Origin of the sequence: Pseudomonas sp. LB-090624, assembly GCF_003205205.1 — a bacterium.
Lineage (GTDB): Bacteria > Pseudomonadota > Gammaproteobacteria > Pseudomonadales > Pseudomonadaceae > Aquipseudomonas.
Map to the genome: position 1 here is coordinate 25,428 of NZ_QJRL01000022.1, position 19,326 is coordinate 44,753.

The 19,326-nt window shown below is 59.9% G+C and carries 18 protein-coding genes; 14 read left to right on the top strand and 4 right to left on the bottom strand.

Annotated features, from left to right (window positions below):
- The first annotated feature begins 1 nt into the window (after position 1).
- A complete protein-coding gene (locus DMX11_RS18730; protein ID WP_110745864.1) occupies positions 2-1,414 on the top strand; it encodes a hypothetical protein in 1,413 nt (470 codons plus the stop codon).
- A 27-nt stretch (positions 1,415-1,441) separates the two neighbouring features.
- Here the strand turns inward: DMX11_RS18730 and DMX11_RS18735 are convergent, their stop codons facing one another.
- Positions 1,442-2,416: a DNA cytosine methyltransferase gene (locus tag DMX11_RS18735; RefSeq protein ID WP_110745865.1), complete on the bottom strand. Its 975-nt coding sequence runs from the start codon at positions 2,414-2,416 to the stop codon at positions 1,442-1,444.
- Between the two features lie 87 nt (positions 2,417-2,503).
- Here DMX11_RS18735 and DMX11_RS18740 point away from each other — a divergent pair, with 87 nt between their 5' ends.
- Both DMX11_RS18740 and DMX11_RS18745 read left to right on the top strand, forming a co-directional pair.
- Positions 2,504-3,694: a restriction endonuclease gene (locus DMX11_RS18740; protein WP_019471269.1), complete on the top strand. Its 1,191-nt coding sequence runs from the start codon at positions 2,504-2,506 to the stop codon at positions 3,692-3,694.
- 1 nt (position 3,695) lies between these two features.
- Positions 3,696-4,106, top strand: a complete 411-nt coding sequence (locus DMX11_RS18745) for a very short patch repair endonuclease (protein WP_019471268.1) — start codon at positions 3,696-3,698, stop codon at positions 4,104-4,106.
- A 346-nt stretch (positions 4,107-4,452) separates the two neighbouring features.
- Here DMX11_RS18745 and DMX11_RS18750 read toward each other — a convergent pair whose 3' ends face one another.
- Entirely contained in the window at positions 4,453-5,007 is a 555-nt protein-coding gene (locus DMX11_RS18750; protein WP_110745866.1) for a serine acetyltransferase, read from the bottom strand.
- Positions 5,008-5,179: 172 nt separating this feature from the next.
- On the opposite strand from DMX11_RS18750, the gene DMX11_RS18755 reads away from it, so the two are divergent.
- The 10 genes from DMX11_RS18755 to DMX11_RS18800 all read left to right on the top strand — a co-directional run bounded on the left by DMX11_RS18755 (position 5,180) and on the right by DMX11_RS18800 (position 16,380).
- Positions 5,180-5,641 carry an Lrp/AsnC family transcriptional regulator gene (locus DMX11_RS18755; RefSeq protein WP_110745867.1) on the top strand — a complete coding sequence of 154 codons (462 nt, stop codon included), beginning with the start codon at positions 5,180-5,182 and terminating at the stop codon, positions 5,639-5,641.
- A 528-nt stretch (positions 5,642-6,169) separates the two neighbouring features.
- Positions 6,170-7,852 (top strand): NAD(P)/FAD-dependent oxidoreductase, encoded by a 1,683-nt coding sequence (locus DMX11_RS18760; RefSeq protein WP_110745868.1) that lies wholly within the window; start codon positions 6,170-6,172, stop codon positions 7,850-7,852.
- Between the two features lie 14 nt (positions 7,853-7,866).
- A complete protein-coding gene (locus DMX11_RS18765; protein ID WP_110745869.1) occupies positions 7,867-8,661 on the top strand; it encodes a carbon-nitrogen hydrolase family protein in 795 nt (264 codons plus the stop codon).
- Between the two features lie 143 nt (positions 8,662-8,804).
- Positions 8,805-11,105, top strand: coding sequence for a pyrroloquinoline quinone biosynthesis protein PqqF (pqqF, locus tag DMX11_RS18770; protein WP_110745870.1), 2,301 nt, complete (start codon positions 8,805-8,807; stop codon positions 11,103-11,105).
- A 158-nt stretch (positions 11,106-11,263) separates the two neighbouring features.
- Positions 11,264-11,335: a pyrroloquinoline quinone precursor peptide PqqA gene (gene pqqA / locus DMX11_RS18775; RefSeq protein ID WP_003243383.1), complete on the top strand. Its 72-nt coding sequence runs from the start codon at positions 11,264-11,266 to the stop codon at positions 11,333-11,335.
- Between the two features lie 83 nt (positions 11,336-11,418).
- A complete protein-coding gene (gene pqqB, locus DMX11_RS18780; RefSeq protein WP_110745871.1) occupies positions 11,419-12,330 on the top strand; it encodes a pyrroloquinoline quinone biosynthesis protein PqqB in 912 nt (303 codons plus the stop codon).
- A gap of 101 nt (positions 12,331-12,431) precedes the next feature.
- Positions 12,432-13,187, top strand: a complete 756-nt coding sequence (pqqC, locus tag DMX11_RS18785; protein WP_012270176.1) for a pyrroloquinoline-quinone synthase PqqC — start codon at positions 12,432-12,434, stop codon at positions 13,185-13,187.
- A complete protein-coding gene (pqqD, locus tag DMX11_RS18790) occupies positions 13,184-13,459 on the top strand; it encodes a pyrroloquinoline quinone biosynthesis peptide chaperone PqqD (RefSeq protein ID WP_110745872.1) in 276 nt (91 codons plus the stop codon). Before pqqC ends, pqqD begins: the two co-directional genes overlap by 4 nt.
- Entirely contained in the window at positions 13,431-14,591 is a 1,161-nt protein-coding gene (gene pqqE, locus DMX11_RS18795; protein ID WP_110745873.1) for a pyrroloquinoline quinone biosynthesis protein PqqE, read from the top strand. Before pqqD ends, pqqE begins: the two co-directional genes overlap by 29 nt.
- Positions 14,557-16,380 (top strand): S9 family peptidase, encoded by a 1,824-nt coding sequence (locus DMX11_RS18800; protein WP_110745874.1) that lies wholly within the window; start codon positions 14,557-14,559, stop codon positions 16,378-16,380. Before pqqE ends, DMX11_RS18800 begins: the two co-directional genes overlap by 35 nt.
- 59 nt (positions 16,381-16,439) lie before the next feature.
- Here the strand turns inward: DMX11_RS18800 and DMX11_RS18805 are convergent, their stop codons facing one another.
- Both DMX11_RS18805 and DMX11_RS18810 read right to left on the bottom strand, forming a co-directional pair.
- Positions 16,440-16,598 (bottom strand): YqaE/Pmp3 family membrane protein, encoded by a 159-nt coding sequence (locus tag DMX11_RS18805; RefSeq protein WP_003177654.1) that lies wholly within the window; start codon positions 16,596-16,598, stop codon positions 16,440-16,442.
- Positions 16,599-16,744: 146 nt separating this feature from the next.
- Complete coding sequence (locus tag DMX11_RS18810; protein ID WP_110745875.1) at positions 16,745-18,025, bottom strand: aspartate aminotransferase family protein; 1,281 nt, start codon at positions 18,023-18,025, stop codon at positions 16,745-16,747.
- A gap of 210 nt (positions 18,026-18,235) precedes the next feature.
- Between DMX11_RS18810 and DMX11_RS18815 the strand changes: the two genes are divergently transcribed.
- Positions 18,236-19,159 carry a LysR family transcriptional regulator gene (locus DMX11_RS18815; protein WP_110745876.1) on the top strand — a complete coding sequence of 308 codons (924 nt, stop codon included), beginning with the start codon at positions 18,236-18,238 and terminating at the stop codon, positions 19,157-19,159.
- The last annotated feature ends 167 nt before the right edge of the window (positions 19,160-19,326 follow it).

Consider the following 19,326-nt stretch of genomic DNA (forward strand, 5'->3'; position numbering starts at 1 on the left):
AGTGCTCAATACCGGTCACGCGCTAGTCATCGACGACAAATACGATGACGGCATGCTTATATGCACTAGACTAATCGACAGCTTAGTTCCGTGTTATTTTTTTCAATATGATGAAAAGAAGCTGATCGAGCATCAACATCAAGATAAGCCTAAAATCAATGGAGTTAGGATTATTTTTCAAGACTTGGCTCTCACATCTCCAGGCGAGCCAAGCAAGACAGATTATGATGCCGCCGTAGCCACAATCGAAGCAGTAGTATCTGAGCACAACGGCCCATGGCTTCTTGTAACTTGGTCCACCTGGGCCGGAGCGGAAAACAATCTCGGCACAACTAAAGCCGAAGAGATTTTCAACCATCTGCGTGAAGAGCTTCCCGCCGGGCTAAAACCATTTTCATATGTAGTACTAGATACCAAACCACAGTATAGCAAAGCCGGTTTACATGGCGACGTACAGAAGGTTGCCGATATAAAACCTGAGCTCCTCCAGGAGCTTTCCCAGCATATCAGTCAAAAAACAAACATTTATCCAGCGACAACGGCCCTAATAAACTGGGAGTTTGAAGTCTTCCGAGCAGTTTCAGAAACAGTTTCAGAGATCACGAGCTTCATTAAACCCGGCGCCAACTTTGATTCAGACCTGGGAAGTATTTTACGCGAGATGGCCCTCGCTGAAATTGGGAAGAATGTCCACCCTGAAAATTTCTCGAAGGGCTTAAAAGATATTTTATCCTCAGTGCTGAGAGACAAAATAAAGGACACCAACAGCGGAATTGAAAATTTTGAAGAGCTTGATGCAGAAAAAATAGTAAGACTGGAAAACTGGAAAGCAAAAACAAATAGAATCATCCATTTAGAGCTCTCCACACCCTCTCCAGCATTGCCTCCTGGCAGTATCGTAGATATATCACAACACTTTAATCTACTGCCTAGTGACATAGGCACAACCGACGAGCTAAACAGCTTTATTAGAGCAAATTTCTTCATGTTTGGCCGAGAAGAAAAAAAGCCAAAGAAAAATGAAGTTAGCAGCAACTGCACTGTCGTTGCCCTAGATATCACCCCGCCCTGCGATCACGCACAAATCAAGTCAACATGGAACAAGTATTTGGTCGGGGTTTTAGTTCCTGAACAATACATAGATTACTGCAAACTCATAGACAAGGAAACCGGCCAGAGAACCAATAAACTACTCGGCGATTACCTTGTATGCCTACCCGAGATGATGAATTCCGACGGAGGCAAATACTTTTTCACATTCAACGCCCGACTGACATTTTCGATAGATACAAAGAAAGCCAATGAAATATTTGCAGAGTGCTATAAAGGACGGCTTAGAGAACAGATACTGGGTGATATAACAAGCTGGTTAATTCGCCAAACAACGCGACCTGGAATTGTTGAACTCAGATAAAAGAAGCCCCTATCAAAGGGGCTTTTTTCATGCTGCATTTAGACAAATTTTTTGTTTAATCAAAGACTGTACTATCGCCTCCATAACCGGCGAGCAAACAGCATTCCCCATCAGTTTTACTTTCTCGCGTCTTGTTACGTCTGGGAATCTATAGTGCTCAGGAAAACCCATGGCCTTGCGCAGCTCATCCGGCTGCAGCATCCGCATCATATGGCCATTGGACGTTGGGACTACATAAGCGAAACGGTCGATAGTCGTAATTGTGCGCAATGGCTCATCCATACGCTGCCAACCACCACCACCGTCAGAGCCGTAGTAGACAATAAGGAACGCTTTGTTCTCTCCCAGCTCGGCTATAGCCCTATCAGCTCGTGCAAGCGTGTCTTTAGCGCGCCGCGGGGTTCTGAGCGGAGTCATCTTATATGTGCCTTCCGGCGCCAAAATGTCCCAGACGTTACGATAAAACGGATTCAGGGGTTCTATCGCCTCAGGTTGACCTCGCAGTTCAGCAATCATGAACAGCCGCCTTCTGCGTTGGGCAACGCCGTAGTGGGAGGCATCAATGATCTGCTCATGCACGTTGTACTTGAGCTTCTCCAGTGCTTTCTTCAGCTCACCATAGCGCGACCAAGGTTTCATATGCACAACGTTTTCCAGGGTGATCCAGCGAGGCTTCATTACCTTCGCATATCGGATGACCTGGAAAGCAGTATCACGACTCTCATCCGAACGTGGCTTGTTACCACGGGCGCAGGTGTGGTGGGTGCACTCAGGGGAGGAGATCAGCAGATCTATAGGCCCTGTCTTGGCCAGAACCTGCTTTGGAGTGAGCTTGCGAAGATCCTGCTCGAAGACGTGGGCTTCGGGGAAATTGAGACGAAACGATTCGACTGCCGGCCCCCAAAGATCAACCCCCCCGACGATTGTGGCGCCGCCTTCACGGGCACCTAGGCTGGCACCGCCAGCACCGCAGAACATATCAAATGCGCGTATCTGATCCATTGGAAAACGTTCCATTTTATCGTTGTAGCCAGGTTACCAGGTTACCGGCACCATTCAAGTCCTTACGGCTAAGGGGCAGTCTAAAAAATGAGCAGCAACCAGGTTTTTTCTTTGAGCGAGCTGGAGGGTGCCGACCTACTGATTGACGCCTGCTACGCCGGCAGTCGGAAAGGCAACGCAGGCGACGAACCACTGACGCATTTACTGAAGGTCAGCAATGAAGGCGGTTTCCGCATCAGAGGGAAGCGAGACGATCCGTTGCTCATCACATTGGTGTCCAGTCTGCAGGATCCTGACTGGCCTGATGAGTTAGATCTCTCAACGGGTACCTTCACCTATTACGGTGACAACAAAGAGCCTGGCCGCAAACTGGACCAGACCAAGCGCTACGGAAACAACCTACTCGAGCTGATCTTTGAAAGTCTGCATTCCGGCCAGCGAGAGCGTATACCTCCCATTTTGGTGTTCACCAAAGCCGGAAATTATCGAGACAAAATCTTCCGCGGCTTGGTCGTTCCAGGAACCATCGGGAGTACCCATAACGATGACCTGATCAGCGTCTGGCACACCAGTGAGGGGCAGCGCTTTCAGAACTATCGAGCGACCTTCACTATCCTGGACATCTCCAAAATTCCCCGTGCATGGCTCAGCGACATTATCAATCATTCAATCCGTGGGATCGACAGCAAACACGCCCCGAAGGAGTGGATAGACTGGATCAAGAGTGGACGTTTCAAGCCACTGATTAGTAAGCGCACCCAGCCAATACGGTCGAAAGCAGAGCAGTTACCCTCCTCAGCTTCAGAATTTCGGATGCTACAGACTCTGCATAGCTACTTCCAAGCAGACCCATATGCCTTCGAGGTCTGCGCAGCTCACTTGGTCAGGCAATGCCTGCCAGATACGGTCGAGCTCGATCTGACCAGACGCTATCGGGACGGAGGACGCGATGGTATTGGCAAATTACGCATTGGACGGCCAGAGTCATCGGTTCTGGTTGACTATGCGATTGAAGCAAAGTGCTACCAGCCTGAAATTTCGGTAGGTGTCAGCAAGGTTTCACGATTGATATCACGGCTCCGGCATCGGCAGTTCGGGGTTCTGATCACCACTTCGTGGGTGAACTCTCAAGCCTACAAGGAGATCGTAGAAGATGGACATCCCGTAATGATTCTTTCGGGAAGGGATATTGTTGAGTTACTCAAGGAGGCTGGATTGCAGAGTGCAACCGAGCTGACCAAGTGGCTCAAGACTAGCTTCCCCATCGAGCAGGCCTAAAATGTGCGCGGACATCGTCTCACCAGCTCAACGCTCCAGCATCATGAGGCGAATCCGTGGCAAAGATACGAAGCCGGAGATCATCGTGCGTTCGACTTGCCATGCGATGGGTTTACGTTTCAGATTACATCGCAGAGATCTCCCCGGTTCGCCTGACTTGGTATTTCCGAAGTTCCATCTGTGCCTTTTTGTACATGGCTGCTTTTGGCATCGTCACCCCAATTGCAGATATGCCTACACACCAAAATCTAGATCTGAATTTTGGCTGTCAAAGCTCTCCAGAAATGCGGAGCGGGATCTAGAGGTTCAAAAAGCCTTGCGGTCTCTAGGTTGGAGCACAGAGGTGGTCTGGGAATGCGAGACCAAAGACCTGGAGCGGCTACACAGAAGACTCGAATCAATCTTTTCCTGAAAGCATGGCCTTGCTCTTTTGGGGCGTCACAGCCCAGTACACCAGCGGTACAGTGCCCAGTTCGGACTTTCTCTGTTAAATTACGCTAAACACCAGCAACGATGGTGCTTTCAGCTTACGGTACATGCGCTATGCTATGGTCGATTTCACCGGGCTTGCAGTGTTTCTTGGCAACTCATAATCCTTTGGTCCACGGTTCGAGTCCGTGTGGGCCCACCAGATACCAGAAAGCCGCGCGAATGCGCGGCTTTTTATTGTCTGGCAATCAGATGGCTACGCTCGCATCTCCATCGTGCGCAGTAAGGTAGGGACTGTTCCTTGCCCATCGCTGCCAGGCAACGATCCCCTACCCCTCTCGCAACCGCATCTTGACCTGCCGCTGGTTATAGAAAGTCATACCTGCCGGAATATCTCGGGTAACCAACGACATCGCGCCAATCACCACGTCATCGCCAATGTCGATACGGTCGGCAACGATGCAACTGCCGGCACCCATGCTGACGTTGTCACCAATGCGCAGGGTGTACTCATCCAGCCCCAGGGTCTTGATGCCGATCGAACAGTTCTGGCGGATGAAGAAATTGCGCCCGATGCTCACGTGCCGGGTAATCACCACACCCGGCAGGTGCGCGATGCGCAGGCCGGGGGCGATCTGGGCGCAGATGTCGATATCCACGGCGTATTTCAGGTTGAGGCGCTGCTGCATGCGCCTAGCGTGGCGCCGGGCAAGGCCACCGCGAGCGTCCAGATATTGGGCCAGGCGGTAGGCGAAGAGAAAACGTAGTTTGTTGTCCTTGCGTGCGCGGCGCAGCACGTTGAACAGCAGGCTGATGCGGCGTCCGGGCCTTTTCTTGTTGGAGACTTCCAGTCGCCAGCATTCGAGCAGGTGGTCGAGGTTCACGCTCAGGTTCCAGTTGGACTAGCACTTCATCATGCCGAATTACTGCCGAAGACGCAGCCCCCGGAGTGTATGCGCTCCCATTGTGGGACCGCGTTAGCAGGGGGTGGGGAACTAGCCTTGCCCTGACTGGCACTGGCTGGCTAGGCTATCAGGCCAACCGTAGAGACTTGCCATGTCGGACTTCCGCTCCATCACGCTGGATGAAATCGACCGCCAGCTGATTGCCCTATTGCAGATCAACGCCCGCGAAAGCGTTGCCACCCTCGCCCGCCAGCTGGGTATCGCCCGCACTACCGTCAACTCGCGACTGGAGCGGCTGGAGAAGAACAAGGTTATTTCCGGCTATGGGGTACGCCTGGGCCAAAGCGTCACAGGCGGCGGGCTGCAGGCGTATGTCGGGATCAAGGTGCAGCCGCGCTCCGGGAAGGAGGTGGTGCGGCGCCTGAGTGCCATGGGGCAAGTGCAACAGCTGTGTGCGGTAAGCGGCGAGTTCGACTATGTGGCCTGGTTGCGTACAGACTCGCCTGAACAACTGGACCAATTGCTCGACCAGATCGGCAGCGTCGACGGCGTGGAAAAGACCACCACGTCGATCATTCTCAGCAGCAAGGTGGATCGCGGGCAACCGCTCTGATCTATCAGGCCTCCTGCCCGTCGCGCAGTCCCTCCAGAATTGCCGAAGGACTTTGTGTGGCGGGTTGCAGTTTGACAGGTTGGTAAGGGCCAGACATTTGCAGCGCCTGAGAGAGCGAGCGCCGCCCGCGCGGCGCATCGCGAGCTGCGCTCGCTCCTACGTTTTTTTCGGGCCAATTATGCCTGTGGGATTTGCGCGCGAACGCCTTGGCGCATGGCACGGTATCGCGTCGTACAAACAAGGCGGTCGCGCGCGCCTGTCACAGGCGTAACTGGCCCGAAAAAAACGTAGGAGCGAGCGCAGCTCGCGATGCGCCGCGCGGGCGGCGCTCGATTTCACACCCACCCCAAAGCTAAAGACAATCACTTCGTCATAAACAACATCACTATCATCAATTCGACGAAACAAACGACATTAAGACAACACTCTGCACCTTAATAACGAACAGCCCACTCCCTAAAATGACCCCCAGGCATCTCCTATACTCAGGCTCCGCTACCCGCCCAGCCTCTCTGGCAAGGTCACTTAATGAACAAGAAAAACCGCCACCCCGCCGACGGCAAGAAGCCGATCACCATCTTCGGCCCGGACTTCCCCTTCGCCTTCGACGACTGGCTGGAGCATCCGGCAGGCCTGGGCAGCATTCCGGCTGAGCGCCATGGTGAGGAAGTGGCCATCGTGGGTGCCGGTATCGCTGGCCTGGTGGCGGCCTACGAGCTGATGAAAATGGGCTTGAAGCCGGTGGTGTACGAGGCCTCCAAGCTGGGCGGCCGGCTGCGCTCGCAAGCCTTCAACGGCACCGACGGGATCATCGCCGAACTCGGTGGCATGCGTTTCCCGGTGTCGTCCACCGCCTTCTATCACTACGTAGACAAGCTGGGCCTGGAGACCAAGCCTTTCCCCAACCCGCTGACCCCGGCGTCGGGCAGCACCGTGATCGACCTGGAAGGCCAGACCTACTACGCCGAAAAAGCCACAGACCTTCCGCAACTGTTCCACGAAGTCGCTGATGCCTGGGCCGACGCGCTGGAAAGCGGTGCCCAGTTCGCCGATATCCAGCAAGCCATCCGCGACCGTGACGTACCACGCCTGAAAGCGCTGTGGAACAAGCTGGTACCGCTGTGGGACGACCGCACTTTCTATGACTTCGTCGCCACCTCGCGTTCGTTCGCCAAGCTGAGCTTCCAGCACCGCGAAGTGTTCGGACAGGTCGGCTTCGGCACCGGCGGCTGGGACTCGGACTTCCCCAACTCGATGCTGGAAATTTTCCGCGTGGTGATGACCAACTGCGACGATCACCAGCACCTGGTGGTCGGCGGGGTGGAGCAAGTGCCACAAGGTATCTGGCGCCATGTGCCGGAGCGCTGCGTACATTGGCCAGAGGGCACCAGCCTGAGCGCGCTGCATGGTGGCGCGCCACGTACCGGGGTGAAGCGCATCGCACGCGCCGCTGATGGCCGCCTGGCCGTCACCGACAACTGGGGGGATACCCGCCACTACAGCGCCGTGCTCGCCACCTGCCAGACCTGGCTGCTGACCACCCAGATCGACTGCGAGGAATCGCTGTTCTCGCAGAAGATGTGGATGGCCCTGGACCGCACCCGCTACATGCAGTCGTCGAAGACCTTCGTCATGGTCGACCGGCCGTTCTGGAAGGACAAGGACCCGCAAACCGGGCGCGACCTGATGAGCATGACCCTTACCGACCGGCTCACCCGCGGCACCTACCTGTTCGACAATGGGGACGACAAACCGGGGGTGATCTGCCTGTCCTACGCGTGGATGAGCGATGCGTTGAAGATGCTGCCGCACCCGGTGGAAAAGCGCGTGCAACTGGCCCTGGATGCGCTGAAGAAAATCTACCCGAAGACCGACATTGCCGGGCATATCATCGGCGACCCGATTACCATTTCCTGGGAGGCCGACCCACATTTCCTGGGCGCCTTCAAGGGCGCACTGCCGGGCCACTACCGCTATAACCAGCGCATGTACGCGCATTTCATGCAGCAGGACATGCCAGCCGAGCAGCGCGGCATGTTCATCGCCGGTGACGACGTGTCGTGGACCCCGGCCTGGGTGGAAGGCGCAGTGCAGACATCGCTGAATGCGGTGTGGGGTATCATGAACCACTTCGGTGGCAGTACCCCCCCGGACAACCCAGGCCCGGGCGACGTATTCGATGAAATCGGCCCGATCGCCCTGGCAGACTGACACAAGGAGGCGCCATGCTCATTGCTCTGTTCCAGGGTGAACCCAAGCCACTGGACGTGCCCGGCAACCTGCAACGGCTGCGCGACCAGGCGCAGCTGGCAGCCGAGCGCGGCGCGCAGCTGCTGGTGTGCCCGGAAATGTTCCTGACCGGCTACAACATCGGCCTGGCCCAGGTCGAGCGGTTGGCCGAAGCCAGCGATGGCCCAGCGGCGATGGACGTGGTGGAGATTGCCCAGGCGCACCGTATCGCTATCGTCTATGGCTACCCCGAGCGTGGCGATGATGGGGCGATCTACAACAGTGTGCAGTTGATCGATGCACACGGCCGCAGCCTGAGCAACTACCGCAAGACTCACCTGTTCGGGGAGCTGGACCGCTCGATGTTCAGCGCCGGCTCCGATCACTTCCCGGTGGTGGAACTGGAGGGCTGGAAAGTCGGGCTGCTGATCTGTTACGACATCGAGTTCCCGGAGAACGCCCGACGCCTGGCGCTGGACGGTGCCGAACTGATCCTGGTGCCGACGGCGAACATGACCCCATACGACTTCATATGCCAGGTCACCGTGAGGGCACGGGCGCAGGAAAACCAGTGCTACCTGGTGTATGCCAACTATTGCGGCGCGGAAGACTCGATCCATTATTGCGGGCAGAGCAGCATCATCGGCCCGGATGGCAGCCTGCTGGCGATGGCCGGGCGGGATGAGTGTCTGTTGCTGGCGGAACTGGAGCACGAGCGGGTGGTGCAGGGGCGGGAGGCATTTCCTTACCTGACAGACCTGCGCCAGGCGCTGCACCAGCGTAGAGGCTGACGGCCCACCCGCGGGGATGGCCACTCCCACAGGATTGGTGTCGATCTGCACATCACACTGAACGTGTGGGAGCGGGCCCGCCCGCGAAGAGGCCGGGCCTGCTCACACAAATGGGTTAGCATGAACACCTGCACGGAGTTCCCATGCCTGAAACCACCCGCCACCTAACCCTCGCCAACGGCCTGCAACTGACCCTGCGCCACGCCCCGCGCCTGAAGCGTTCGGCCGCCGCACTGCGGGTGCACGCGGGCAGCCACGATGCCCTGAAGAAATGGCCCGGCCTGGCGCACTTCCTTGAACACCTGTTCTTCCTGGGCACCAACCGCTTCCCGCTGGAAGATGGCTTGATGCGCTATGTGCAGGCCCTGGGCGGCCAGGTCAACGCCAGCACCCGCGAACGTGCCACCGACTTTTTCTTCGAAGTGCCACCCAATGCCCTGAATGGAGGCCTTGAGCGCCTGTGCCAGATGTTGGCCGCACCGGACCTGGGCATTGAACGCCAACGCCGCGAGCGGGAAGTGATCCACGCCGAGTTCATCGCCTGGTCGCGCAACCCCCAGGCCCAGCAGCAGTTCGCCTTACTGCAGTCAGTGTCACCGGGGCATCCGCTGGGTGGTTTTCAGGCAGGCAATCGATACACGCTGGCCCTGCAGGATCCGGCCTTCCAGCAAGCGCTTGTGGGCTTTCACCAGCGCTTCTACCAAGGCGGCCAGATCACCTTGAGCCTGTGCGGGCCGCAGTCGCTGGATGACCTTGAGCAACTTGGCCGACAACATGCCGAGCTGTTTGCCGCAGGTGAGCGAGTGCCGCAAATACCGCCGCCGCCACTGCCAGCGACGCCTACCCCGCTGGTCTTCTCGCACGAGCACCTTCCCAGCGGGGCCGAGCGAGCGCTGGAACTGCTGATAGCCTGCCTTGACGACAGCCGCCCCGGCACTTGGCTGGGTGCACTTCGCGAACGTGGCTGGGTGCAGGGCTTCAAGGCCGAAAAACTGTATGCCCATGCCGGGCAACTGTTGTGGCAGCTCGACCTGAAGCTCAGCACCGGCGCCTGCCTGGACGACGCCTACACCCTGCTGCACGGTTGGTTCGGGTTCATCCGCCAGGCTGATCTTGAGCAGTTGAACCAGGAATTCGGCCTGCTGCTGCGCAGCCGCGAGCACGCCGCCAGTGCGCTTGAACTCGCCTGCCGGGACAGCTCCGGCCAGCCGTTCGCCAAACTGGATGCACAGGGCTTGCAGGCGCTGCGTGCCTTGCTTGATGGTTTGCCACGCAGTGATCAAGGCCAGTGGCAATTGCCCCCGGTCGAACCATTGCTGATGGCTGATTTGCCCCACGCCAGCACGCAGCCTGTGCCTGCAGCACTGAAAATCTGTGACCAGCTCCCTGCCGCCCGCCAATACGCGGCACTCTATCTGCGCTGGCACGTACCTTCGCCTCTGCGCCATCACCTGCACGGCGTACTTGAACAGGCTCTGGCCCCTCTGCAAGAACGCTGTGCAAGGGCCTCGGTGCAGCTGCAGTTCACGACTGCCGGGGAATACTGGCAGTTACGCTGCACCGGGCAGCCGGCAGCAGTGTTGCACGCCGTGGAGCAAGCCTTGGCATTGGTGGTCAAGCCGCCAGCTAGCTGCTGGCAGCCCTGCACACCGCAGCCGCCGGCCCTGATCCCGATTCGGGCCTTGCTCAAACAGCTGCCGGATGCAGTACTGGGCACCCTGCCCGCCGCAGCACCTGCCTGCACGCTGCAACAAGATCAACTCGACCACCTGTGGCAGCAGTCGCACTGGCAGGGCTTGGCCGCAGGCTTCGACAATGGCGCATTAAATACCTTGGGGAACGTTTTGCAGCACTGCCCGGGGCAAGGCGGGCAACCTGGATCTGTGCCCAGCTGGGCCAACCATCGCTGGCAGCACGCCGCTGTGTCAGGCAGTGAACACGCCTTGCTGCTGTTCTGCCCCCTGGCGGCGGCCCAAGAAGCGCCGGGCCGCTTGCTCGCCCAGTTGCTACAAGGGCCGATCTACCAACGCCTGCGGGTCGAGCTGCAACTTGGCTATGCGGTTTTCAGCGCCTTTCGTCAGGTCGAAGGCGTCGGCGGCCTGCTGTTCGGGGTGCAATCCCCACACACCAGCCAGGCACAGGTCCTCGACCACCTGCGCACCTTGCTGGGCCAAGGCGTAACCCTTGACCCGGCAGCTCGCCAGGCGTTGGCCGAACAATTCGACGAGGCCGCCATGGCCAACGCAGACGTCGCCGAATGGGCATGGCAGACACACCTGGCTACACAACCCGGCAGGTTGGATACTCTACGCACGGCTATCCTGAACACGCGGCAGTCGGATCTGGACCAATTGCTAGGCAACCTGCTCGATGCGGGTGCCAGCTGGCTGTGCCTGGCCAACGCTGCCGCGCCAGATACTTCCTGGCAGGTCGCAAGGCATTAATTGTTACGCCAACTGCAATGGCACTTTTCGAATAATTAACCTTTCGGTACAAATTTTTCTTGTAAGATAGCGCAATCCCAGCTCCGGGAACCTCCTGCGTCTGGCGGTACCCAAGTAGTAGCTGAGCAACCTCAAACCCATCCGGAAGGAGTAATCCCATGTGGACCAAACCTGCATACACTGATCTGCGTATCGGCTTCGAAGTCACCATGTACTTCGCTAACCGCTAAGCCCGGCTTACGGTTCCACGCCTCGGCCCGCCGGGGCGTTTTCGTTTTTCAGATACGGATTTCGCACAGCAAAGAGAGTGGCCATGTACATTCAGGTTCTCGGCTCCGCCGCCGGTGGCGGGTTCCCGCAGTGGAACTGTAACTGCGCCAACTGCAAGGGCTACCGTGACGGTACCCTGCGTGCGACGGCGCGCACCCAGTCGTCCATCGCCCTGTCTGACGACGGCGTCCACTGGGTGCTCTGCAATGCCTCGCCCGACATCCGCGCCCAGCTGCAGGCCTTTGCGCCCATGCAGCCGGCCCGGGCCCTGCGCGACACCGGTATTAACGCCATCGTCCTGCTGGACAGCCAGATCGACCACACCACCGGCCTGCTGAGCCTGCGTGAAGGCTGCCCGCATCAGGTGTGGTGCACCGACATGGTCCACCAGGACCTCACCACCGGCTTCCCGCTGTTCAACATGCTCAGCCACTGGAACGGCGGCCTGCAGTGGAACCGCATCGAACTGCAAGGCAGCTTCGTGATCGACGCATGCCCTAACCTGCGCTTCACCCCGTTCCCGCTGCGCAGCGCCGCACCACCCTACTCGCCGCATCGCTTCGACCCCCACCCGGGCGACAACCTCGGTTTGCTGGTGGAGGACACCCGCACCGGCGGCAAGCTGTTCTACGCCCCGGGCCTGGGCCAGGTCGACGAAAAGCTGTTGGCGATGATGCACGGCGCCGACTGCCTGCTGGTCGACGGCACCCTGTGGGAGGACGATGAAATGCAACGCCGTGGTGTCGGCACGCGCACTGGCCGCGAGATGGGCCACCTGGCGCAGAACGGTCCCGGCGGCATGCTGGAGGTGCTCGATGCCTTCCCGCGCCAGCGCAAAGTGCTTATCCACATCAACAACACCAACCCGATTCTCGATGAAGACTCGCCCGAACGCGCCGAAGTGTTGCGCCGGGGCGTGGAAGTGGCCTTCGACGGCATGAGCATCGAGTTGTAAAACAGTCCGTGAAGCGACACAGACTCTATGGAAGCGGCCTGCCCGCTTCCACAGGGTGAAAATGTGTCAGGCCTGACAATCGCTTTACAGGAGCCAGCCGAATGAGCGACGCACTGCCAATGTCCCCTGCCGAATTCGAGCAGGCCCTGCGCGCCAAGGGCGCCTACTACCACATTCACCACCCCTACCACGTGGCGATGTACCAAGGTCGCGCCACCCGCGAGCAAATCCAGGGCTGGGTTGCCAACCGCTTCTACTATCAGGTCAACATCCCGATGAAGGACGCCGCGATCCTGGCCAACTGCCCGGACCGTGAAGTGCGCCGTGAGTGGATCCAGCGCCTGCTCGACCACGATGGTGCCCCCGGTGAGGATGGCGGCATCGAAGCCTGGCTGCGCCTGGGCCAGGCGGTCGGGCTGGACCCGGACCAATTGCGCTCGCAAGAACTGGTATTGCCCGGCGTGCGCTTTGCCGTGGACGCCTACGTCAACTTTGCCCGGCGCGCCAGCTGGCAGGAAGCGGCCAGCAGCTCGCTGACCGAATTGTTCGCCCCGCAAATCCACCAGTCACGCCTGGACAGCTGGCCGCAGCACTACCCGTGGATCGACCCCGCCGGCTACGAGTACTTCCGCACCCGCCTGGGCCAGGCCCGGCGTGACGTGGAGCACGGCCTGGCGATTACCTTGCAGCACTACACCACCCGCGCGGGCCAGGAGCGTATGCTGGAGATCTTGCAGTTCAAGCTGGATATCCTCTGGAGCATGCTCGACGCCATGAGCATGGCCTACGAGCTGAACCGCCCGCCTTATCACTCCGTCACCCAGGACCGGGTGTGGCACAAGGGGATTACCCTATGAGTTTTGATCGCAATCAGGTGCCGAGCTGGCGGCCAGGCTACCGCTTCCAGTACGAGCCAGCGCAAAAGGGCCATGTGTTGCTCTACCCCGAAGGCATGATCAAGCTGAACGACAGCGCCAGCCTGATCGGTGGCCTGATCGACGGCCAGCGCGACGTGGCCGCAATCATCAGCCAACTCGAGCAGCAATTCCCCGATGTGCCCGAAGTAGCCGAAGACATCGAGCAGTTCATGGAGGTGGCCCGTGCCGAACACTGGATCGTCCTCGCCTGAAGTGCCGCCTACGCCCGAAGTCGGCTTGCCGCTGTGGCTGCTCGCCGAGCTGACCTACCGCTGCCCGCTGCAGTGCCCTTACTGCTCTAACCCGCTGGACTTCGCCGCCCAGGGCCAGGAGCTGAGCACCGAACAGTGGTTCAAGGTAATGGCCGAGGCTCGGCAAATGGGCGCCGCGCAAATCGGCTTTTCCGGCGGTGAACCACTGGTACGCCAGGACCTCGCCGAGCTGATCGGCGAGGCCCGACGGCTGGGTTACTACACCAACCTGATCACTTCGGGCATCGGCCTGACCGAAGCGCGAATCGCCGACTTCAAGAAGGCCGGCCTGGACCATATCCAGATCAGCTTCCAGGCCAGCGATGAGCAGGTCAACAACCTGCTGGCCGGCTCGAAGAAGGCCTTTGCGCAGAAGCTTGAAATGGCCCGTGCAGTGAAAGCCCACGGCTACCCGATGGTGCTCAACTTCGTCACCCACCGGCACAACATCGACAAGATCGACCGCATCATCGAGCTGTGTATCGCCCTTGAGGCCGACTTCGTCGAGCTGGCTACCTGCCAGTTCTACGGCTGGGCGCACCTCAACCGCCTGGGCCTGCTGCCAACCCGAGCGCAGCTGGAACGGGCCGAGCGCATCACCAACGAATACCGCGACAAGCTGAAGGCCGATGGCAACCCGTGCAAGCTGATATTCGTCACCCCGGACTACTATGAAGAACGCCCCAAGGCCTGCATGAACGGCTGGGGCAATCTGTTCCTCACCATTACCCCGGACGGCACCGCGCTGCCCTGCCACGGCGCCCGCCAGCTGCCAGTGCAGTTCCCCAACGTACGCGACCACGACCTGCACCATATCTGGTATGAGTCGTTCGGCTTCAACCGCTTCCGGGGATACGAGTGGATGCGCGAACCGTGCCGCTCCTGCGACGAGAAGGAAAAGGACTTCGGCGGCTGTCGCTGCCAGGCCTTCATGCTGACCGGTGATGCCAGCAATGCCGACCCGGTGTGCGCCAAGTCGGCCGAGCACGGCATCATCCTCAAGGCTCGCGAGGAGGCGGAAACCGCCGAGCTCGCCATTGAACAGATGACTTTCCGCAATGATCGAAACTCCCGCGTCATCGCCCGTGGCTGAATTCAGCGCGGCACAGGCGGTTGCTGCCGGCACCGACTTCGCCGAGCTCAAAGTCAGCGCCGACGGGCTGTTCTGGAACGAGTTCCGACCCGCCGATGGTGCTTGCCGTGTCTGGCACTGGCTGCACTACCAGGCCCGTTGCCTCACCCCGGACGGTTTCAGCGTACGTAGCCGGGTCTATGAGTATGGCGGCGGCAGCTTCTGCCTGGGTGGCGAAGGGCTGGTGTTCGTCAACGAAAAGGACCAGCAGGTCTACACCCAGCCGCTGGACGATTCGCTACCGCGTGCGCTGACTCAGGATGTCAGCTGCCGCTACGGCGATGTGCAGTGGCACGACGGCCAAGTATTGGCCGTTGAAGAGCGCCATGCCGAGCAGGTAGAGCATCGCCTGGTCGCATTGGCTAACAGCAGCCGCGAGGTGCTTGCAGAGGGCGCCGACTTTTACGCCTCGCCTACTGTCAGTGCCGATGGCCAGCGCCTGGCATGGGTCGAATGGGATCGCCCGGCACAGCCCTGGACCGTCACCCGGCTGATGTATCGCGAGAGGGATACCAGCGGCCACTGGGGGCCGGCGCACTGTGTAGCCGCCGCAGAGGAATCGCTGCAACAGCCACGCTTCGATGGCGAAGGGCGGCTCTACTGCCTGTCCGATCGCAATGGCTTCTGGCAACCTTGGGGTGAGGTCGATGGCCAATGGCAGGCGTTGCCTGCCGCACCGGCAGACCATGCTGCTGCGCCTTGGCAACTGGGCACCTGTACCTGGTTGGCACTAGGCCCGCAACGCTACTTGGCCAGCTGGTTCGAAGAAGGCTTCGGGCAATTGGGTCTGCGCGGTGAAGACGGCCGAATGGAGCGCTTCGCCAGTGCCTATACACGCTTTCGCAGCCTGGCCATGGACGCCGAGAACCTCTATGCCATTGCCGCCTCGCCCATCAGCCCGCCGGCAGTCATTGCCATTGACCGCAGCAACCACGAAGTGCGCGTGCTGGCCGGTGGTGCCGAAATACTGCCGGCAGGGCAAATCAGTCTGCCGCAGTCGATCCACTATGGCGGTGAAGGCGAACTGGCCCATGGTTTCTTCTACCCGCCGGCGCAGTCGAAAGGTGCAGCACCACTGGTCGTGTTCATCCACGGCGGGCCAACCTCGGCGTGCTATCCCGTGCTCGACCCACGCATCCAGTATTGGACTCAGCGCGGCTTTGCGGTGGCCGACCTGAACTACCGGGGCAGCACCGGCTATGGCCGGGAATACCGCCAGGCATTGCACCTGCGCTGGGGCGAGAGCGATGTGGCGGATGCCTGCGCGGTGGTCGAGTACCTGGCAGCTCAAGGCTTGATCGACAAGCACAAGGCGTTCATCCGCGGCGGCAGCGCCGGGGGCTACACCACCCTGTGCGCCTTGGCGTTCCATGACAAGTTTCGCGCGGGCGCCAGCCTGTACGGGGTCAGCGACCCGGTAGCCCTGGGCCGTGCCACCCACAAGTTCGAGGGCGATTACCTGAATTGGCTGATCGGCGACCCGCAGCAGGACGCTGAACGCTATCACCAGCGCACGCCGCTGATGCATGCGGAGCAGATCAAGGTGCCGGTGATTTTCTTCCAGGGTGAGCTGGATGCGGTAGTGGTGCCGGAGCAGACACGTTCGATGTTGGCAGCGTTGCAGGCCAACGGGATCGACGCTGAAGGCCACTTCTATGCGGGGGAGCGGCATGGGTTCCGCAACGCGCAGAACCTGGCGCATGCCTTGGAAGAGGAGTGGAAATTCTACTGTCGCGTGTTGGTGCAGTAGCCCAGGCCCCTGCCGAAGCAACCTTGTGCTGCTCCTGCAGGGGCCAATCTTTGCCGGTATCAGCGCTTGGCGATGATATACACCGCATGCACGATGCCCGGAATGTAACCCAGTAAGGTCAGCAGAATATTCAGCCAGAACGCCCCGCCAAACCCCACCTGCAGAAACACGCCCAGCGGTGGCAGAAGAATGGCGATGATGATGCGAATAAAGTCCATGCGAGTCTCTCCTGAAGGGTTACATCAAAGACTAGCCGCCCGCCACAGAGGTTCCACAGGCAAAAAAAACGCCCCGGGCCGAATGAAACAGGCCAGGGGCGATGCGCAGGAACGCCAGACGGTTCGTTGAATTCTTTGCCAGGCCGCTATGCCGGCACTACGTGGCGGGCCTGCTGCTGGGCATGCAGGCGGGTGAAGGCACGTGCCAGGCGCAGCAGCATTTCATCGATGTTGCCTTTGCTCACGGTCAGGGCCGGTGAAAAGCGCACCACATCCGTTTGTGGAGCATTCAGCAGCAAGCCTTCGTGCAAGGCCGCCGCCACCAGCTCGCGGGCCAGGTTTTCTTTCAGCTGCAGCGCCCACAGCAGCCCTTGCCCGCGCACTTCACCCTGGCCATAGCGCCCGGCCAGGCGGCTCAGCCCTTCGCGCAAATGGCGGCCATGGTCTTGCACCTGGGCGAAGAAACCAGGCTCCAGCACGGTATCCAGCACGGCCAGGCCGGCGGCGCACATCAGCGCGTTGCCGTGGTGGCTGCCTTCCAGCTCGCCCGGCGCAGCGCAGCACGCAGTACCTCGGGCCAGCAACGCCGCCAGCGGTACGCCACCGCCCAGGCCCTTGCCCAAGGTGATGATGTCGGCGCGCACCCCGTAGATTTCTTCGGCCAGCAGCGCGCCACAGCGGCCAATGCCAGTCTGCACCTCATCGAGGATCAGCAGGATACCCAGTTCGCGGCACAGCGTTTCCACACCCTTGAGGTATTCCTGTGTGGCCGGAATTACCCCTGCCTCGCCCTGGACAGGTTCCAGCATGATCGCCACGGTGCGCGAGTCCACCTCGGCGTGCAGGGCCGCCAGGTCATTGAACGGCACTTTGCTGAAACCCGGCAGGCCGGGCTCGCAGCGGTTGCACGGCAGAGGGTCGGATGCCGACAGTGCGCCCAGGCTGCGGCCATGGCAGGCCTGGGTGGCGGTGATGATGTGATAGGCGCCGTTGCGGTGCAGCTGGCCCCACTTGCGCGCCAGCTTGATCGCGCCCTCGCAGGCTTCGGCACCGCTGTTGAGCAAGTAGGCCTGGTCGCTGCCGGTGCTCTGGCACAGGCGGTTGACCAGCCATAGCAGGCCACGGCTGTGAAAGCCAGAACCCGGGTTGATCAATGCCTGGGCCTGATTGCCCAGCGCCTTCACCAACGCGCTGGGGCTGTGGCCCAGGCTATTCACCGCGCCACCTTGGGTGAAATCCAGATAGGCATGGCCGTCGCTGTCCCACAACCATGAGCCTTGGCCACGCACGAAAACCTGCGCTGCGCGTTCCGCGCTGGGCATCAGGCGCTCCCGCGATATCTCGTCGGCTGGCGGCACGATCACCGCCGCGCGCTTGGGCTCGGCGGCCGCAACAGCGGCCGAGCGGCGCAGGTTGAACAGGTTCATCAGGGCTCCAGCCATGCACGGTAAGGGGTGGGCACGGGGCGGTCTTGGTGCCACCACTCGATATTTTGCCTTGCCTATCAAAAGTGTTTTTCATCCGGGGTAACAATCGACCGATTGATCGCTGTAACCCGTTGGAATACGGCGATAGACTAGGCCTCACAAGGGTTTTCGACCATTTCGTTTTTCCAGCATTTTCGATAAGTGTTACTTATGGATTTCCGCCAACTGCGTTATTTCGTCGCGGTGTACGAAGAAGGCCATGTCGGCCGCGCCGCCGAGCGCCTGTCGCTGTCCCAGCCGGCGCTTTCACAGCAGATTCGTCAGCTGGAACATAGCCTTGACCTGAGCCTGTTCGAGCGCAGCAACAAGCGCCTGCTGCCGACCCTGGCGGCCCATACCTTGTACAACCATGCCCTGCCGCTACTCGACGGCCTGCAACGCGCCCATGAGGCCATGCGCAACTTCAAGGGCCAATCGCTGCGCACCTTGGCCATCGGTGTACTGCAGACCGTGCGGCCAAGCCTGGTACCGCAGCTGCTGGAACGGCTGCGCAAGGCACAGCCGCACCTTGTCGTGCAGATCTATGAACTGTCGGGGCTGGAGATCGAGAGGCGCTTGCTCAATGGCAGCCTGGACATCGGCATCAGCTACCTGCCGCCGCGCCAGCCTGGCTTGCATGGCCTGCTGTTGTATGAGGATGAGCTGCAACTGGTGATCCCGGACACTCACCCACTGAAGGACTTCAAGAAGGTGTCCATCCGCCAGGCCGCCGAATTGCCCATGCTGATGCTGGGTGAGGAGTTCCAGATCCGCCAGATCTGGCAGGCGCAGCTGGCCAGCCAAGGGCGACGGCCGCAGGTGCAGGCAGAGATGAACAACATGGCGGGGATTCTCGACAGCCTGGCGCACACGGCGCTGGCAACGATTCTGCCGGGGCGGGCCAAGGACGCTGCCGAGGATGATCAGGGTTTGCTGTGGAAACCGTTGAGCGAGCCGCGGGTGCCGCTGAAGGTCGGCCTGGTGTTCCGTGATGCCCAGCGCCAGCAGGCCTCGGTGGAGCTGCTGCGCACGCTGCTCGAGGAAGAGGCGGATGTCCGGCTGTTGGGAACATCGCCGCTGGATGTGCTGGCCTGAAAAACGCGCACAAAGAAAACCCCGCCGAAGCGGGGTTTCCCAGACTGTTTCCCTGTGACATCCGTATCGCCCCGCCATCCTGGCAGGTGGTCCTTCGTCGTCGTCCTTGATCTGTCCTTTGCGCTTCCTGCGCAACGTCCATGTGTTAAAGATTAACCGTGGATCCA

Bases quoted from the DNA above. Each gene is read 5' to 3' on its own strand.
- DMX11_RS18765 (WP_110745869.1), top strand. From the start codon at position 7,867: ATGCTCATTGCTCTGTTCCAGGGTGAACCCAAGCCACTGGACGTGCCC.
- DMX11_RS18760 (WP_110745868.1), top strand. From the start codon at position 6,170: ATGAACAAGAAAAACCGCCACCCCGCCGACGGCAAGAAGCCGATCACC.
- pqqD (WP_110745872.1), top strand. From the start codon at position 13,184: ATGAGTTTTGATCGCAATCAGGTGCCGAGCTGGCGGCCAGGCTACCGC.
- DMX11_RS18805 (WP_003177654.1), bottom strand. From the start codon at position 16,598: ATGGACTTTATTCGCATCATCATCGCCATTCTTCTGCCACCGCTGGGC.
- DMX11_RS18745 (WP_019471268.1), top strand. From the start codon at position 3,696: ATGTGCGCGGACATCGTCTCACCAGCTCAACGCTCCAGCATCATGAGG.
- DMX11_RS18815 (WP_110745876.1), top strand. From the start codon at position 18,236: ATGGATTTCCGCCAACTGCGTTATTTCGTCGCGGTGTACGAAGAAGGC.
- DMX11_RS18810 (WP_110745875.1), bottom strand. From the start codon at position 18,025: ATGAACCTGTTCAACCTGCGCCGCTCGGCCGCTGTTGCGGCCGCCGAG.
- pqqF (WP_110745870.1), top strand. From the start codon at position 8,805: ATGCCTGAAACCACCCGCCACCTAACCCTCGCCAACGGCCTGCAACTG.
- pqqC (WP_012270176.1), top strand. From the start codon at position 12,432: ATGAGCGACGCACTGCCAATGTCCCCTGCCGAATTCGAGCAGGCCCTG.
- pqqB (WP_110745871.1), top strand. From the start codon at position 11,419: ATGTACATTCAGGTTCTCGGCTCCGCCGCCGGTGGCGGGTTCCCGCAG.
- DMX11_RS18800 (WP_110745874.1), top strand. From the start codon at position 14,557: ATGATCGAAACTCCCGCGTCATCGCCCGTGGCTGAATTCAGCGCGGCA.
- DMX11_RS18735 (WP_110745865.1), bottom strand. From the start codon at position 2,416: ATGGATCAGATACGCGCATTTGATATGTTCTGCGGTGCTGGCGGTGCC.
- DMX11_RS18755 (WP_110745867.1), top strand. From the start codon at position 5,180: ATGTCGGACTTCCGCTCCATCACGCTGGATGAAATCGACCGCCAGCTG.
- DMX11_RS18740 (WP_019471269.1), top strand. From the start codon at position 2,504: ATGAGCAGCAACCAGGTTTTTTCTTTGAGCGAGCTGGAGGGTGCCGAC.